The organism is Rossellomorea vietnamensis, assembly GCF_008180615.1.
Lineage (GTDB): Bacteria > Bacillota > Bacilli > Bacillales > Bacillaceae_B > Rossellomorea > Rossellomorea vietnamensis_D.
In genome coordinates, this window is record NZ_VTEH01000024.1 from 1 (window position 1) to 16,762 (window position 16,762).

Annotated in this window: 16 protein-coding genes and 1 rRNA gene; 1 reads left to right on the plus strand and 16 read right to left on the minus strand. The window is 44.5% G+C overall.

What is annotated here, in order from left to right:
* The 9 genes from FZC79_RS23490 to pabB form a co-directional block, all read right to left on the minus strand.
* A 16S ribosomal RNA gene (locus FZC79_RS23490) occupies positions 1-413 on the minus strand; the annotation flags it as partial.
* 321 nt (positions 414-734) lie between these two features.
* On the minus strand, positions 735-2,231 hold the full coding sequence (gene lysS, locus FZC79_RS20875; protein WP_187442914.1) for a lysine--tRNA ligase: 1,497 nt from the start codon (positions 2,229-2,231) through the stop codon (positions 735-737).
* A gap of 489 nt (positions 2,232-2,720) precedes the next feature.
* Positions 2,721-2,933, minus strand: coding sequence for a helix-turn-helix domain-containing protein (locus FZC79_RS20880; RefSeq protein WP_148942080.1), 213 nt, complete (start codon positions 2,931-2,933; stop codon positions 2,721-2,723).
* Entirely contained in the window at positions 2,885-3,412 is a 528-nt protein-coding gene (gene folK / locus FZC79_RS20885) for a 2-amino-4-hydroxy-6-hydroxymethyldihydropteridine diphosphokinase (protein ID WP_148948611.1), read from the minus strand. The genes FZC79_RS20880 and folK overlap by 49 nt, the downstream gene beginning before the upstream one ends.
* Before the next feature lies 1 nt (position 3,413).
* Entirely contained in the window at positions 3,414-3,773 is a 360-nt protein-coding gene (gene folB / locus FZC79_RS20890; protein WP_148948612.1) for a dihydroneopterin aldolase, read from the minus strand.
* Complete coding sequence (folP, locus tag FZC79_RS20895; RefSeq protein WP_148948613.1) at positions 3,766-4,602, minus strand: dihydropteroate synthase; 837 nt, start codon at positions 4,600-4,602, stop codon at positions 3,766-3,768. Before folP ends, folB begins: the two co-directional genes overlap by 8 nt.
* A 5-nt stretch (positions 4,603-4,607) precedes the next feature.
* The gene (gene pabC, locus FZC79_RS20900) at positions 4,608-5,474 is read right to left on the minus strand and encodes an aminodeoxychorismate lyase (protein WP_148948614.1); all 867 of its coding nucleotides are present in this window, start codon (positions 5,472-5,474) and stop codon (positions 4,608-4,610) included.
* Between the two features lie 11 nt (positions 5,475-5,485).
* On the minus strand, positions 5,486-6,073 hold the full coding sequence (gene pabA, locus FZC79_RS20905; protein ID WP_148948615.1) for an aminodeoxychorismate/anthranilate synthase component II: 588 nt from the start codon (positions 6,071-6,073) through the stop codon (positions 5,486-5,488).
* On the minus strand, positions 6,070-7,464 hold the full coding sequence (gene pabB / locus FZC79_RS20910) for an aminodeoxychorismate synthase, component I (protein WP_148948616.1): 1,395 nt from the start codon (positions 7,462-7,464) through the stop codon (positions 6,070-6,072). The genes pabA and pabB overlap by 4 nt, the downstream gene beginning before the upstream one ends.
* 275 nt (positions 7,465-7,739) lie before the next feature.
* Here pabB and FZC79_RS20915 point away from each other — a divergent pair, with 275 nt between their 5' ends.
* Positions 7,740-8,030: a hypothetical protein gene (locus FZC79_RS20915; RefSeq protein WP_148948617.1), complete on the plus strand. Its 291-nt coding sequence runs from the start codon at positions 7,740-7,742 to the stop codon at positions 8,028-8,030.
* Between the two features lie 194 nt (positions 8,031-8,224).
* Here FZC79_RS20915 and cysK read toward each other — a convergent pair whose 3' ends face one another.
* The 7 genes from cysK to tilS form a co-directional block, all read right to left on the minus strand.
* Positions 8,225-9,148 carry a cysteine synthase A gene (gene cysK, locus FZC79_RS20920; protein ID WP_148948618.1) on the minus strand — a complete coding sequence of 308 codons (924 nt, stop codon included), beginning with the start codon at positions 9,146-9,148 and terminating at the stop codon, positions 8,225-8,227.
* A 195-nt stretch (positions 9,149-9,343) separates the two neighbouring features.
* Positions 9,344-10,246, minus strand: a complete 903-nt coding sequence (locus FZC79_RS20925) for a peptidyl-prolyl cis-trans isomerase (protein WP_187442915.1) — start codon at positions 10,244-10,246, stop codon at positions 9,344-9,346.
* A gap of 23 nt (positions 10,247-10,269) precedes the next feature.
* Complete coding sequence (gene hslO / locus FZC79_RS20930; RefSeq protein ID WP_148948620.1) at positions 10,270-11,157, minus strand: Hsp33 family molecular chaperone HslO; 888 nt, start codon at positions 11,155-11,157, stop codon at positions 10,270-10,272.
* 11 nt (positions 11,158-11,168) lie between these two features.
* Positions 11,169-11,939: a type III pantothenate kinase gene (locus FZC79_RS20935; RefSeq protein WP_148948658.1), complete on the minus strand. Its 771-nt coding sequence runs from the start codon at positions 11,937-11,939 to the stop codon at positions 11,169-11,171.
* 695 nt (positions 11,940-12,634) lie between these two features.
* Positions 12,635-14,590, minus strand: coding sequence for an ATP-dependent zinc metalloprotease FtsH (ftsH, locus tag FZC79_RS20945; RefSeq protein ID WP_148948621.1), 1,956 nt, complete (start codon positions 14,588-14,590; stop codon positions 12,635-12,637).
* Between the two features lie 123 nt (positions 14,591-14,713).
* Complete coding sequence (gene hpt, locus FZC79_RS23710) at positions 14,714-15,262, minus strand: hypoxanthine phosphoribosyltransferase (protein ID WP_252183423.1); 549 nt, start codon at positions 15,260-15,262, stop codon at positions 14,714-14,716.
* A gap of 12 nt (positions 15,263-15,274) precedes the next feature.
* Entirely contained in the window at positions 15,275-16,675 is a 1,401-nt protein-coding gene (tilS, locus tag FZC79_RS20950) for a tRNA lysidine(34) synthetase TilS (RefSeq protein WP_252183424.1), read from the minus strand.
* Positions 16,676-16,762: the final 87 nt, after the last annotated feature.

The window sequence follows — 16,762 nt, forward strand, 5'->3', positions numbered from 1 at the left end:
CGCCGCGGCGTTGCTCCGTCAGACTTTCGTCCATTGCGGAAGATTCCCTACTGCTGCCTCCCGTAGGAGTCTGGGCCGTGTCTCAGTCCCAGTGTGGCCGATCACCCTCTCAGGTCGGCTACGCATCGTTGCCTTGGTGAGCCGTTACCTCACCAACTAGCTAATGCGCCGCGGGTCCATCTGTAAGTGGCAGCCGAAGCCGCCTTTCCACTTTTCCTCATGCGAGGAAAAGAACTATCCGGTATTAGCCCCGGTTTCCCGGAGTTATCCCAGTCTTACAGGCAGGTTACCCACGTGTTACTCACCCGTCCGCCGCTGATTTCAGGGAGCAAGCTCCCATCAATCCGCTCGACTTGCATGTATTAGGCACGCCGCCAGCGTTCGTCCTGAGCCAGGATCAAACTCTCCGAAAGAAGTTTGACTTGCTCATTTGCTAATTAAAGTGTTAGCAACTTTGTAAGAACAGTGTTCTTACTAGATTAACGTTGACGTTTTGTTTGTTAATGTTTTGTTCAGTTTTCAAGGTTCAATCTGCGTCGCTCGATTTTGGCGACTTGATTATCTTATCATTTCTCTGAAGCTGAGTCAACAACTTTTTTGAAAAAGTTTTCTGTGTCGGCTGCCGTGTTTCGCGGCAACAGATAATAATATACCACCATTCAGAGGCCCACGCAATACTTTTTTAAAAATAAAATAAAAAAGCTCCGGCCGATGACAGCCAGAGCTTATATATATTAGTCTTTATGACGCATTAACGGGAATAACAGTACGTCACGAATGGAAGGTGAGTTTGTCAGCAGCATTACCAGACGGTCGATACCGATGCCCAGCCCGCCTGTTGGCGGCATACCATACTCAAGCGCTTCGATGAAATCATCATCCATCATATGCGCTTCATCGTTGCCTTCTTCTCTTTCTTTCAATTGAGCTTCAAATCTTTCTCTCTGATCGATAGGATCATTCAGCTCCGTAAATGCATTTGCATGTTCACGGCCGACGATGAACAGTTCGAAACGGTCGGTGAATCGCCCGTCTTCATCATTCTTCTTGGCAAGAGGGGAGATTTCAACTGGATGGCCGTAGATGAATGTCGGCTGGATCAGTTTGTCCTCTACTCTTTGCTCGAAGAATTCGTTAAGGATATGGCCGTATTGCATAGTAGGTTTCACTTCAATACCGTGTTCTTTTGCAAGAGCATGCGCCTCTTCATCGCTCATTTCCTTCCAGAAGTCTGCTCCTGTGTGCTCTTTTACGGCGTCTGCCATGTGAAGACGTGTCCACTGAGGCTCAAGATTCACTTCGTACTCCCCGTATTGGACGGAAGTAGAGCCGAAGACCTCTTTAGCAATATGAGCAACCAGGTTTTCCGTAAGAGCCATAATATCGCGGTAGTCAGCGTATGCTTCATACAGCTCAATCATGGTGAATTCCGGATTGTGGCGGGTGGAAACACCCTCATTACGGAATACGCGCCCGATCTCATATACTTTTTCCATTCCACCGACAATCAGCCTTTTCAAGTGAAGCTCAATGGCAATACGCATATAAAGCTGCATATCAAGGGCATTATGGTGAGTAATGAATGGGCGTGCTGATGCTCCGCCCGCAATTCCATGCATCATTGGTGTTTCAACTTCCAGGTATCCGTTGTTGTCCAGGTACCTTCTCATGGATTGGATGATCTTGCTTCGCGCTATGAAAGTCTGCTTGCTTTCCTGGCTTGTGATCAAATCAAGATATCTTTGGCGGTAACGCTGTTCAACGTCTTTCAAACCGTGGAATTTTTCAGGAAGGGGTCTCAGCGCCTTGGTAAGAAGGATGAACTGTTTCGCTTTAATGGAAAGTTCCCCTACTTTTGTTTTGAATACCGTTCCTGTAATTCCAACAAGATCACCAAGGTCGGCTGTGTTGAAGATTTCGTATTCTTCATCGCCGACTGCATCTTTACGGACGTAAATTTGGACTTGACCGGCAAGGTCCTGAATGTGGGCAAAGCCCGCTTTTCCTTTTCCTCTCTTGGTCATGATTCTTCCTGCGATGGTAACAGAAACTTCTTTCTCTTCAAGTTCCTCTTTAGTGAAGGAATCAAACTGCTCTTTGATTTCTTGAGAATTATGTGAACGATCGAAACGTTTACCAAATGGGTCCATTCCTTTTTGACGAAGGTTGTCCATCTTTTCACGTCTCACCCGCAGCTGGTCATTAATTTCTTCGTGACTCATTTTCTTCACTCCTGTTCTATCTGCTAGTTTTAAATAAAGCTGAACGCCATGATTGCAAGCCCTTATTTCTAAATTGAAAGCTTATCCTTGCGGGGAAAGCTGTTCAAAGTCATAACTATTGTCAATTTTCACGAGAAGAGCCTTATTAAATTAGCCTATATGATTTTATACCATACTATTTTACACAATATATGTAATTCGAACACCCCTAAAGGCCTCTTTAATTGAAAAAGGTTGGTTTTTGTTGAGAAATCCACCTCGCCTGTAGGAAATTCCACTAACCAAAAAGGGACTGTTGCTCTGCAGCACTTCAGTCCCCCGGTGAATAACCTCATTTTCTATCTCTGCTCTGACCATTATGATTTCGTTCCATACTTTTGCATTACTAGTTGTACGCAGTGCGCTTCCGTCTATGTTTCCTTTACTGCGTTCTTCTATATAAGTTCCCCTTTTAGTAATACACATTGCAAACTTGCTATTTGCTACGAATCAATAGGGCTACTTATCCTCAGAAGGTTCGAGGTCCTCGCGCTGAATCCCCAGAAGTTCCGCCACATTTTCAAGAAATTCCTCTGTGGGCAGACGGCTGCCTCTTTCGATCTCTCCAAGGACAGAAACGGAGATGCCCAGCTTCTTGGCCAGACCTTCCTGCGTTAAGCCTTTCAGCTTTCTGAATGCACGTATACGTCTTCCCCACTTATCTGTTTCCATAATCGAACTCCTTCTTTATCAGGTATTTCGTCTAAAAGAGCCATCATAGAGGTATTAAACTTAGGATGTTTGATTGTTTGGGACAGTTCCGTCAGAGGCACGAGCACAAAGGCTCTTTCATGCATCCGCGGATGAGGAACAATAAGTTCTTCTGTTTCAATATTTTCTTGATTATAAAGCAAAATGTCAAGGTCTATAATTCTTGGTCCCCAGCGGAATTCACGTTCCCTTCCAAGATCTTTTTCTATCTGAAGACATTGGTGCAGAAGGTTTTGAGGCGTTAATGAGGTCCGGATTTCCACCGCCAGATTCAAGAAGCTTCCTTGATCTGTATATCCAACAGGATCGGTTTCGTATATGGAGGAGACCCTCTCCAGCTCAATTTCAGGGTGCCCGCTCAACTGTTTGATGGCTTTTTTGAGGTATCGTTCCCTGTGACCTACATTGGATCCAAGTGATAGATAGACCGTCTTTTTCATATCAGCGCCCCCTGGTAATTTCGACCGATACAGAGCGGTAATGGCCAGGAATCGGCGGATCTGGTTTGATGACTTCTATTGTGCAGTTCTCTACCTTGGGAAAATCACCGAGAATCCGGTCAGCGAGCGTTTCTGCGAGAGCTTCAAGCAACTTATACGGTTTTCCTTCGACAACTTCTTTGCACAAGGAGTATACTTCACCATAATTGACAGAGTCATCGATGTCATCACTTCTTCCCGCTTTAGAAAGATCCATCTCCAAGGACAGGCTTACCCTGAATCTTTGTCCAAGCTTTGTTTCTTCAGGGAAGACACCATGATAGCCGTAGAATTCCATGTCTTTCACGTTGATTTTATCCATCATACTCACCCTTCCCAAGCATGGCATCCATCATGACCGCCATCCTCTTGATTTCTTTCACATCGTGGACGCGGACAATTTGGCAGCCCTTCTGAATACCAAAACATACAGTGGCGCCGGTCCCTTCCATTCTTTCATCGACAGGCAGATCCAAGATGGTTCCAATCATCCGTTTTCTAGAAGTGCCTAGAAGCACTGGATATCCCATGGCTGCAAGCTGATCGAGATTTCTCATCATTTCAAGGTTGAGCTTTAGGTCTTTGGCAAACCCGATGCCCGGATCGAGGATGATACTTTCTCGAGAGACCCCCGCTTCCAATGCAATATCCACACTTTCCTGAACATCCTGCAGAGCATCTTTTATGAAGTCCTGATATTCCATGTTTTCCCGATTGTGCATCAGGATGATCGGAGCATTGAATTGGGCTGCCACCCCGGCAATTTCCCTATCCTTCTTCGCACCCCATACATCATTAATGATATGAGCACCAGCTTCAAGGGCTTTTCTAGCCGTTCCAGATTTGTATGTGTCAATTGATATCGGCACATCTACTTCTTTTGAAACAGCTTCTATAATCGGGCATACCCTCTCAATTTCTTCTTCTTCCGGTACTGGTTCATGTCCGGGCCTGGTCGATTCTCCGCCTATATCAATTATATCGGCGCCCTGGTGGACCATTTCCTTCGCACGGAGAACCGCTTCTTCTGACACATTAAACCTTCCGCCATCGGAAAAGGAGTCAGGCGTGACATTCAGGATCCCCATGATAAGTGTCCTTTTTTGGTAATCCAGCTGATAAGGCCCTGCTTTTATAATTGAAGAACTCATATACATCAGCCCCCATGAAGTTCATTTTTAGAAAAAAGCACTTGTGTATCGCGCTCGTAATGCGAATAGAGTTGTTGAGTGATTCTCCCTCTTTTACCCGGGAATGTGCGTCCCTCAAAAGTATGGATCGGGATGATTTCCTGGACAGAGTTCGTGAAAAAAGCTTCATCGGACTCTATCAAACTTTCCGGCTTATACAATCCAATCTCACTAGGAATGCCTAATGTACCTGCCAGCTTCAAGATATACTCCCTGGTGATCCCATTCAAGACTCCTGTCTCCAAGGCTGGGGTATAAAGCTTTCCAGCTGAAACCCAGAAAATATTTGAAGTTACACCTTCAGCAAGATGACCTTCCTTTGTCAGGAACAGACCTTCTTGTCCCGGGTCATCGCCAACCTCTCTTTTAGCCGCGATATTATTGAAATAATGGTGCGATTTCAGCCTTACCGGTGTCTCCGGAGTATTTCTTCTTAGTTCCAGTAAAACCGCTTCTTTTTCCTTAAGCGGTATAAGAGGCGGAAGTTCCTTCTGCAAAAGCAGAGTGTTCGGCTGATTATAAGGGGTTGTCCTCAGTCCTATTTCTCCTTCTCCTGCCGATATGTTCAGGCGGATATACGAGTCTTGCAAACCATTCTTCTCAGAAAGTGAGGCAATCATTCCGGAAATATCGAGTTTCTGTAAATCCAGATCTATATTGAATGTATTCAGCCCCATCTGCAGCCGGTCTAAATGATCATTCAGCAAGAAGGGATGACCGCTATAGGTCCTCATCGTTTCAAAAAGGCCCATCCCGTATAGAAAGCCATGGTCAAATGGAGAGATTTTGGCCTCATCCTTATGCAATATTTCACCATTTAAAAATAAGTACACTTCCGTTCCCCCTAAACAGTTACCGGTGCTTTCTTATAGGTGTTGAGGAAATTGGCGAGAAGCTGTTTTCCTTCTTCCGTGATGATGGATTCAGGATGAAACTGGACGCCTTCAATAGGAAGATATTTATGGCGGATGGCCATAATTTCTTCATCTTTTGTCTCAGCTGCAATTTCCAGACAATCCGGCAGCGTTTCTTTCCGCACTATAAGAGAATGATAGCGTCCAGCTTGAAATGGGTTTGAAATCCCTTCAAAGAGTGTTCTGCCATCATGTTTCACAGCTGAAGTCTTTCCATGCATCAGCTTGTCCGCTTTCACTACTTCCCCGCCAAAAACCTGAGCAATCGCCTGGTGTCCAAGGCAGACGCCAAAAATCGGGATACTTCCAGCAAAATAGCTGATCGCCTCAAGACTTATGCCCGCTTCATTAGGTGTACAGGGGCCAGGTGATATCATGAGATAATCCGGTGCCAGCAGCTCAATTTCAGCAATATTAATTTCATTGTTTCTTTTGACGACGATCTCTTCGCCCAGCTCTCCTAAATATTGAACAATGTTATATGTGAAAGAATCAAAGTTATCTATCATTAAAATCATGTGTCTGCACCCTCTGCCAATTCTTTTGCTTTCCAAACCGCTTTTGCTTTTTTCAGTGACTCCTTATATTCGTGGTTCGGATTAGAATCTATCACCACTCCTGCTCCGGCCTGTATATGAGCTTGTCCATCTTTAGCAAAGAGTGTCCTGATGACGATGTTCAGTTCCATGTCTCCATTAAAGCCGATCCAGCCGATTGAACCTGTATAAATCCCTCTTCTTACCGGTTCAAGTTCTTCAATAATTTCCATGGTCCGCACTTTGGGCGCTCCCGTTATCGTTCCGCCCGGGAATACAGATCTGATCAGATCCTTGCCGTTTTTATTATTGGCCAATGTCCCTCTCACATTGGAAACAATGTGCATGACATGTGAATATTTTTCTATGACCATGAATTCGTTGACTTCAACAGTTCCGTACTGGCAGACTCTGCCCAAGTCATTTCTTTCAAGATCAACCAGCATGACATGTTCTGCCCGTTCTTTTTCATTATGGATCAATTCATCTGCCAGCATCTGGTCTTCCTTTTCATTGTGACCGCGGGATCTTGTGCCGGCAATCGGCCTCGTACTGACTTCTGCTCCTTTCTTTTTCACAAGAAGTTCAGGAGACCCCGATGCGATTTGAAAATGGGGGGTATGGACATAGCTCATGTAAGGAGAAGGGTTCAGTTCCCTCATTCGTTTGTATATAGCATATGGCGAAGCGGCCAAATCCTGCGACTGCCTCACAGACAGGTTGACTTGGAACACATCGCCTTCCTTGATATAGGCCTGAATCTTCTCGACAGCTGAAATGAACTGCTCTTCATTCATAGAAACGGAGCGGTCAGCCGATACGGGGCCAAGGGTTTCATTCTTTTCAGGTATAGATCGATCCAATGCGGTTTTCCACTCACCCACATAAGAATCAAAGGTATGTGCTCCCTCTTCATCTGCCATCAGCCAAATCTGTTCGGAGTCGTGGTCATAGACAGCCCATTGGGAAAATATCATGTAGTAAAGATCCGGGACTTCGAGGTCATCATGGGCTCTGTTCCCAAGTCTCTCTATCTGGCGGGCATAGTCGTAACTGATGAATCCCATCGCTCCTCCCTGAAAGTCAGGAAGCTCCGGGTCTCTTTCCATATGCCGTTTTTGAAGACGGCTGTACAACACATCCAATGGATCTCCATTCACGATCTCTGTGCTGCCATTTTCGCAGATTTCCACCCTATTATCCTTTGCATTTAGTATGGATACCGGGTTGAATCCGCCAATGCTGTATTTCCCGCCCCGTCCGCTTTCAAGAAGGATATGGTGATCGATTTCAGCCGTCAGTAATTCATAGGCACGAAAGAAATCTGCTTTCGAGGATCGTATTTTTTCAAAATGAAGTTGTGTAGTATCCACGGATGGTTCACTCTCCTAGTTTTTCTCTTTCTCCATCATACATGAATTTCAGTAATGTTTCATAGTCAAAATGCACGCTTTAAACTGCCAGTTTGCAAAATCCCAGGGGAACAAATCGCTATTACCCTTCTTATAAACGCTCTATTCGATTATCGCAATTTATGAAGTGATTGAATTTCTAACACTCAGGTAATTTGTAAATATATGTTAAAATAGAAAGAGAGATAAATTTATTAATTTATTTTGAGTTCCCTTAAAAAAGAAAGGAGTAAAAAATGCCATTTCTTATAGGATACGGAGTAGCTATAATAGGTGCTCTTCTAGCTGATAATGCAAGTAAAGGAAAGTCTAAGAAAAGAAAATACATTGTGTGGGGTATTGCCCTTATGACAGCCATATCTCCGTTCTTATCCTTCGCAATTGGTTTAACCTATGGGAGCATCGTGCAGAACGGCTGGGCAATACCTGCAGTCATTCTCATTTTGTTTCCGATAGGTTTCATTACTGGGCTAATCATGCTGGTGAGGGGAATATTCATGAAGCAAGAAACTGATCATGCGATATAATTCTCCATCAAACACTTTTCACCCTCTTACCTGTACGTTTTTTCGCTTTGCTTTTAAGACGTATCGCTTTTTCATTTCTCTCATAAAAGCGGTAATGTCCGCCCCACTCCCTTAGTACGCCAATTCAAAATCAGTGGTTATTCAATACAGCCATAAAAAAAGATCAGGAAAGTTGCTTCCTGATCTTTAAAAAATTAATCTTCAAATTGATATAGCGGTGTGCTTAGATATCTTTCACCGTTACTAGGGATTACTGCCAGCACTTTCTTACCTTTGCCAAGCTGCTTTGCAACTTTCAATGCTGCACTGATGGCAGCACCAGAAGAAATCCCTCCAAGGATCCCTTCCTCTTTAGCCGCACGGCGGGCAAAATCAAAGGCTTCCTCATTTTGCACGGTGATGACTTCATCATAAACATCTGTGTTCAAAATATCCGGTACAAAGCCAGCGCCGATTCCTTGGATTTTATGAGGGCCAGGGCTGCCTCCGGACAGAACCGGTGAATCAGAAGGTTCAACAGCGTAAATTTTAACATTAGGGAAGTTTTCCTTCAGCACCTGTCCTGCGCCTGTAATGGTACCCCCTGTGCCGATTCCTGATATGAAGGCATCCAAACTGTCCATCTGCTCGACAATTTCCTTTCCTGTTGTTCTTCGGTGAACCTCAGGGTTTGCTTCATTTTTAAATTGCTGCGGCATGAAGAAGCCCTTTTGATCAGCGAGCTCTCCTGCCTTGCGAATCGCACCGCCCATGCCTTCAGAACCAGGTGTCAGGACCAATTCGGCACCATAAGCCCTGAGAAGGTTTCTTCTTTCCATACTCATTGTATCCGGCATAACCAGCACGGCTTTATATCCTTTAGCAGCCGCAATCATCGCAAGACCGATACCAGTGTTCCCGCTTGTCGGCTCTACAATTGTGTCCCCGAACTTTAAGTTCCCGGATTCTTCTGCAGCTTCGATCATAGCCAGGGCGATTCTATCTTTTACACTGCTGCCCGGGTTCATATATTCTAATTTCAAATAAACCTCAGCACTATCTTCTTCCACGAGACGATTAAGTTTTACAATCGGTGTCTGTCCCACTAAGTCGGTGATCGAGTTTGCTATTCTTGCCATACTATCACTCCTAATCCCAAGTAGTTTGATGGGTTTTCATTAAAATTATCAATTTTCTGTAAATATGTCAAACAAATGGATTCTGCTTTTTATAAGGGCTGTTTGCAAAAAAGAAGCACGGCGACTACCGGACTTCTTTCATTAGACTGCCTTTTAAAACAGCAGCTCTATAAAAGACATATGATCATCCGTTCTTTAAAGGCTTCCTTCATAAAACCACTCGACATCAAGTTCTTTCCAGAAATCCTCTGGCTTCATCGACTTTTCCACTTGTTCCATAGCGAGCCGCCTGTGGATTTGACCTTTTACATCCTCCAGAGAATACTGCTCGGCTTCCAGCTTATCATGGAGAAGGAAGATATAGAATTTCCCATCCATCTCAATGACCTTAGAGATGCTGCCCGGATCTAATGATTCAATTTCTTTGGCTGAATCCCCTGCTAATATATGCGAGCCCGCAGGAATATATCCAATATTTCCTCCTTGAACTGCAGACGGAGCATCCTCGGACAACTCCATTGCCATAGCTTGAAAGCTGGATCCGTCTTTGACCTCATCAGCAATCTGTTCTGCTTCTTTATGTGAGGCTGAGACGATTTGCGAAAGATTGAACATTTCCGGTATGGAGTATTGCTCCTGGTTCTCTTCATAATACCTTTCAATCTCTTCTAAAGGAATGACAACATCTTTGGTGACCACCTTTTCCAAAAGAAGCTCCATCCTTACTCTCTCCCTTAGAATCTCATCATCAACCGCCAAGTCTCTATCATAAGTATTATAAACACTTTTAATCAGCGTGATTTCTTTGTCTAGTTCCTCATCAGTCACCTTAATATCATACTTCGCAGCAAGCTGATCCATGACCTTTTGATTAATCAGCTCCCTAAGGACCTCTTTTCCATAACGCTGTTCCATTTCGTACATCCAAGACTCACGGCTGATCGACTCACCGTCTATTGATGCTGCGGTTTCAGTTCCAGCTAGCTTAGCGAACCCGGAGGCATCTTCGGATTTTGTAAAATAAAGCAGCAGCGTCAATAAGTTTGCTGCTGCCAAAATAAAGATCAACCCTATTAAAACCGACCTTTTTAATCTCACCTTTGCATCCATCCCCTTAGATGTTATTGCAGATTTTCTCCTTCATCCTTCAACGCTTTCAGCTCTTCCACTGTATAGTGATACGTTTCGTTGCAGAAATGACATTGAGTTTCAGCACTGCCGTCTTCATCGATCATTTCCTGGATTTCATTTGATCCCAAACTGGCAATCGCATCCCCGAAGCGTTCTTTGGAGCACCTGCACTCAAATTGGACAGGCATCTTCTCAAGGATTTTAACATTTTCTTCACCCAGCAGCTCATGTAGAAGCTCCTCCGGTGTGAGACCTTTTTCAATCAATTTGGATACAGGCGGAATAGTCTTTAGCCTGTTCTCGATTTCAGTGATGGTTTCATCAGCAGTCCCTGGCATTAATTGAATAATAAAGCCGCCGGCTGCGAGGATAGAGTTATCTGGATTTACCAGTACCCCTACTCCGACAGAAGATGGAACCTGTTCTGATGTTACAAAGTAATACGTGAAATCTTCCCCAAGTTCACCAGATACAATCGGCACTTGGCCGGTAAAATGGTCACGCATGCCGATGTCTTTAACAACAGACAACGTGCCGGAAGAACCCACTGCTCTTCTTACATCCAGCTTTCCTTGCTCATTCAAATCAAAGTGAACTTGAGGATTGGTCACATAGCCCCTCACACTGCCTTTCGCATCACTGTCCACGATGATAGCACCTAAAGGCCCGTCCCCTTCAACTTTGATGGTCAGTTTCTCCTCACCCTTCAACATTGCACCCATTATGACACCCGCACTCATCGACCTTCCGATAGCGGCTGAAGCCGTCGGCCATGTACCGTGCCTTCTTTGTGCCTCATTCACTGTATCTGTACTTCTGACAGCATATGCTCTGACTTGTCCATCAAACGCCAATGCCTTTACTAAATAATCGCTCATATTATTTCCTCCTATACTGTGCTGTTTCTTTCATAAATGAGCTTAAGCCCTTTTAATGTTAAATATGGATCAACAACGTCAATGACATCTGATTCTTTTGATATTAATTGTGCAAGTCCACCAGTCGCAATGACCAGCGGGTTAGTCGAACCTGTAGCTTTCATCCTTTTCACAATGCCTTCCACCTGACCTACGTATCCGTAAAGAATCCCGGATTGCATCGCAGACACCGTATTCTTGCCAATGATGTGATCAGGCCTCCCAATTTCTATTCTAGGCAGTTTTGCTGCTTTAGAATAAAGGGCTTCGGTTGAAATCCCAATTCCAGGGGCAATTGCTCCGCCCATATATTGTTTATCTTCATTGATATAACAGTAGGTTGTTGCCGTACCAAAGTCGACGATGATCAATGGCCCGCCGTATTCTTTAATTCCTGCTACCGCGTTGACAATGCGGTCAGCACCCACTTCACGGGGATTTTCATATTTAATGTTCAAACCCGTTTTAATCCCGGGTCCGACAACCAATGGTGTGATGTTAAAATATTTCTCACACATTCTTTCCAAAGAAAACATAATGGGAGGGACAACAGATGAGATGATGATTCCCTCAATGGAGTCCAGCGATAATTTCACATGCTGGAATAGATTCTTTACGATCATGCCATATTCATCTTCTGTCTTATGGCGGTTCGTCTCCATTCTCCAGTGATACTTTAACTCTTCGCCTTCATATACTCCAAGTACTATATTGGTATTCCCTACATCCAAGACAAAAATCACTTTTTTCACCCACTAAACATTGATTTCATTCTGCCAACATCATACCACAATTGAATCCGTTTGGTGAAAGCTGTTGTCTTACTCGTAAGCTGTTTTTAAACAAGTCTGTTTTCCCAAAGATTGTGGTTGATAAAATCGTAATGGATTTCCGCTCCAGGCGTGCGACTCCGCGGGGCGGGCGCCCGGCCTCCTCGGCTTCTCCTGTATAAAAAGTGGAAGCACCTTGGTCAGATCCGACAGGCAGATGTTCTCAAGAGAGGAAAAGGCGGGCTTTCCTTTTATTCTCTTGGGGTTAATTGATCCCGAGGGGCTGGGCGCTGGATCTAGACGCATCAAAAGTGGAAGCGCCCTGGTCAGCCCCGACAGGCAAATGTTCCGCATCGAAAAAAAGGGGGGCTTTCCTTTTATTCGATGCGGGTTATTTGATCCCGAGGGGCTGGGCGCTGAAACTAGACGCCCGCTATTCCCACAGGAGATCGCACGCCTGCAGCGAAGATCCCTCTATGTAAAAAAGTAAGGGGGGAGAACAATATAGACATCAAAAGCAACAATCTTTTAGAAAAGAACCTTAAACACACAGTAGTTTCTTTCCGCTATATATGCACCCCTCTGCGGGAAGTGTACCTTCCACAGCCATCAACTATGTCTTAAAAATACAAAAGACACCAGCATGGATGCTGGTGCCTTTGTATTAGTTAATCTTCTTTTTTATCCTCTGCAGCTGACTCATCTGATGTCTTTGGAGTATCATCCTTCTTTTGGATGTTCACTTTGACATCATCTTTGCCAGGTGCTTCGTCATCTCCATAACCGCGGTCCGGAAGTTTGCCGTGATCCATTAGATGCTTGATTTGTCCGGCATCCAATGTTTCTACATCCAACAATGTGTTTGCGACAAGTTCCAGTTTATCACGATGCTCTGTAAGAATTGTTTTAGCTCTTTCATAACAACTCTTAATCAAGCTTTGCATTTCCTGATCAATTTCATAGGCAATTGCATCAGAGTAGTTTTGTTCATTGTTAATATCCCTGCCAAGGAATACCTGCCCCTGTGAAGTAGAACCGAATTGCATTGGTCCAAGCTTATCACTCATCCCAAATTCAGTAACCATTCTGCGGGCAATGCCTGTGGCACGCTGGAAGTCATTGTGAGCACCAGTTGATACTTCACCAAAGATAACTTCTTCTGCTACACGGCCGCCAAGCAATCCGGTAATCTTATCCAAGAGCTCAGGCTTTGTCATGAAGTAACGATCTTCTTTAGGAAGCATTACAGCATAACCGCCAGCCTGGCCGCGTGGTACGATGGTAACTTTGTGGACCATTTCGGCTTCATCAAGCACAAGACCGATAACGGTATGCCCAGCTTCGTGGAATGCCACAATCTTGCGTTCTTTTTGAGAAACGACCTTGCTCTTTTTGGCAGGACCTGCAATGACACGGTCAGTCGCTTCATCGATGTCACGCATATCGATTTTCTTTTTGTTTTCACGGGCAGCTACAAGCGCCGCTTCATTTAACAGGTTCTCTAAGTCTGCACCAGAGAAACCTGGTGTTCTCATTGCGATTGCTTTTAAATCTACTGAATCATCAAGCGGCTTGTTTCTGGCATGTACATTAAGCACCGCTTCACGGCCCTTGACATCTGGTCTGTCCACTGTGATCTGACGGTCGAAACGTCCAGGACGCAGTAAGGCAGGGTCCAGAATGTCAGGACGGTTTGTCGCTGCGACGATGATGATTCCTTCGTTCGCTCCGAATCCATCCATTTCAACAAGCAATTGGTTCAATGTCTGCTCACGTTCATCATGGCCGCCGCCTAAGCCTGCGCCACGCTGGCGTCCCACTGCATCAATCTCATCAATGAAGATGATACACGGAGCATTTTTCTTCGCATTTTCGAATAGGTCACGCACACGTGATGCACCGACACCGACGAACATTTCGACGAAATCAGAACCACTTATAGAGAAGAATGGAACTCCCGCTTCTCCAGCAACAGCACGGGCAAGCAATGTTTTACCAGTACCCGGCGGTCCGACAAGAAGGACCCCTTTAGGAATCCGCGCGCCGACCTCAGAGAATTTTCTCGGGTCTTTAAGGAATTCCACGACTTCGACAAGTTCATTTTTCTCTTCATCCGCTCCCGCAACATCTTTGAATCGCACTTTCTTCTTCTCTTCGCTGTAAAGCTTGGCTTTGCTCTTGCCGAAGTTCATAACCCGGCTGCCGCCGCCCTGCGCCTGGTTCAGCAGGAAGAAGAACAGGATAAAGATGATCACGAACGGGATGATCGTTGTAAAGAAAGATACCCAGCCGCTTGTTTCTTTTGCCATAAGGACATCGACTTCAATGCCGCTTTCATCAGCTGCTGTATTGATCCGTTCCAATATCTCGGAGTCATTCCCCAGTACATTGGTAAGGAAATATTGCTCCTCTTCATATCCAGTCAGTTGTCCCCTAACCTGATAAACGCCTCTTTCAGGCTGGATGGAAAACGACTCTACCTCACCATCTTCCAAGTGAGTGATGAATTCGTTATATTTAATGTTTTCTGTTGGCTCGTTGCTGTTATTAAAGTAACTCACCACACCTATTATGACGAGAAATACTAGTAAGTAGAATATGGTGTTTCGAAAGATCCGGTTCATCCCTTACCTCCTCCCACGGTAAAAAAGCTATATAAAATAGTATCATAGAAAATCATGGTATGACAACAATTAGCTTCCTTTATTGATAGTTCCTGACAAATCTGCGTTCTCATTAGATTATTCTTATTCCTTGCCGCTATACACTTCAGGTTTCAGCACACCGATATACGGCAGGTTGCGGTACTTTTCTGCGTAATCGAGTCCGTATCCAACAACAAACTCATCAGGTACAATAAACCCAACGTAGTCAGCCTTAATGTCTGCTTTTCTTCCGGATGGCTTATCCAAAAGCGTTACAATCTTGATTGACTTTGCTTTACGGTAACGGAACAGTTCCACAAGGTAACTCAGAGTCAATCCGCTGTCAATGATATCCTCGATGATCAGGATATCCCTGCCCTCGACTTTTGTGTCAAGGTCTTTGACAATTTTCACTTCTCCAGAAGAAACGGTAGAGTTTCCATAGCTGGAAACATCCATGAAGTCCATTTCCAAATATGTATCCATACGCTTAAGCAGATCACCCATAAAAGGCATAGCACCTTTCAGTACTCCTATAGCCAGAGGAAAGCCATCCTTGTATTCCTCTGTAAGCTCAGCGCCCAGTTTCTTGATTTTCTCTTGAAGCTCTTCTTCAGTAATAAGCACTTTCTCGATATCTTTGTTTAACACTTGGTCTGCCTCCTAGGAAGATGTTTGCTGTGAATAGATTAACCTTACATGTTCACCCGGATCACCTGATTCATAACAGACAAAGACTGATTTCTTCAGGTTCGGGACCCAGAGTATCTCACCGTGATCGTCCGTGACGAGCGGCCAATTGTCTCTGAGGATGACTGGTATCTTTTCATCGATAAATATATCTTTTACCTTTTTGGTACCATTCAATCCTTTAACTTTCATGCGGTCCCCCGGTTTCCTTGTCCGAATCCTCAGCGGTAAGGCAATACTGCCTTTCTGGAAAATGACGGAATCAGCCTGGATGCCCGGTTCTTCAGCCTCTTGAAGTATAAATGTTCGATGATCAGGCAGTTCAACACTTTCACCTATGTTCAATGTATAACAAAAATCGCCGCTGTCCTCTGCTCTGCCTCCAAATGTAAATATACATTGATTATAGGAACGGATTGCTTTGAGGTTTCCTGGAAGGTCGAGACTCAGTGAGGGGCTGTCTTTCATTATTATTGCTAAGACATCTTGAATATGTATAGATGATAAGGATGAAGGCCTATCTTTGTAAAGATAATTTAATATTAGATGAATCACTCTTCTTTGTAAAGGCAGAGGCATCAGCCGGAAACCTTTAATATCAACAATGGCTTCATCCTTGCCTTTTGTAAGGATACTTTTCATTTTTTCTTGTGCCAGAGTCTGTAAAAGCGCTTCATCTTCAGCTGCTTCTTCACTGAATTGTTGAAATTTAAGATGAACAAGCGGATTTTCACCTTTAAGGAAAGGCAGAACCTCATGCCGGAACCTGTTCCTGGTATAGTCCCTTTTTTTATTGCTTGGGTCATGTTTCGGCTCCAGTCCGCTCTCAGAACAGTAAGCCAGGATTTCCGGCTTATCCAGGCAAAGAAGGGGGCGGATAATCTGTGCTCCATGAAAGTCCCTTATGACGGGTATCCCGCTGCGAGCCATGCTGCTTCCTCTCGTCATCCTCATCAGAATGGTCTCCACCTGGTCATCCCCATGATGCCCGAAAGCCAGCTTTGTGAATCCCTCTTCAATAACAAGCTTGGCAAACAGGCTGTACCTGATATTACGGGCACCTTCCTGCAGACCTTCCTTGCGTTCTTTCATGATTTCCTGCACATTCACTCTTTCACCATAAAAAGGGATGCCCATCTTCCCGCATGTGCCCTGCACAAAAAGGAACTCTTCGTGAGACTCTTCTCCTCTGAACATATGATCCACACACACGGCTGCCACCTTAGCATTCCAGAGCCTTTTGTATTTATCCAAGAAGTAAAGGAGTGAAAGCGAATCAGGCCCTCCGGACACGGCAGCCAGTATCGAGTCCCCCTCTTGAATCAGGTTGTGTTTCCTTATAAAGTCTAAGACTTTTCTTTCATATATGAACATACTTCCTCTTCCTGATCTATGTTTTCTTCCATCTTAACAATTTACGGTTCCGATTACACTTCAAGCGGCTCTGCTTCAGTAAGATAA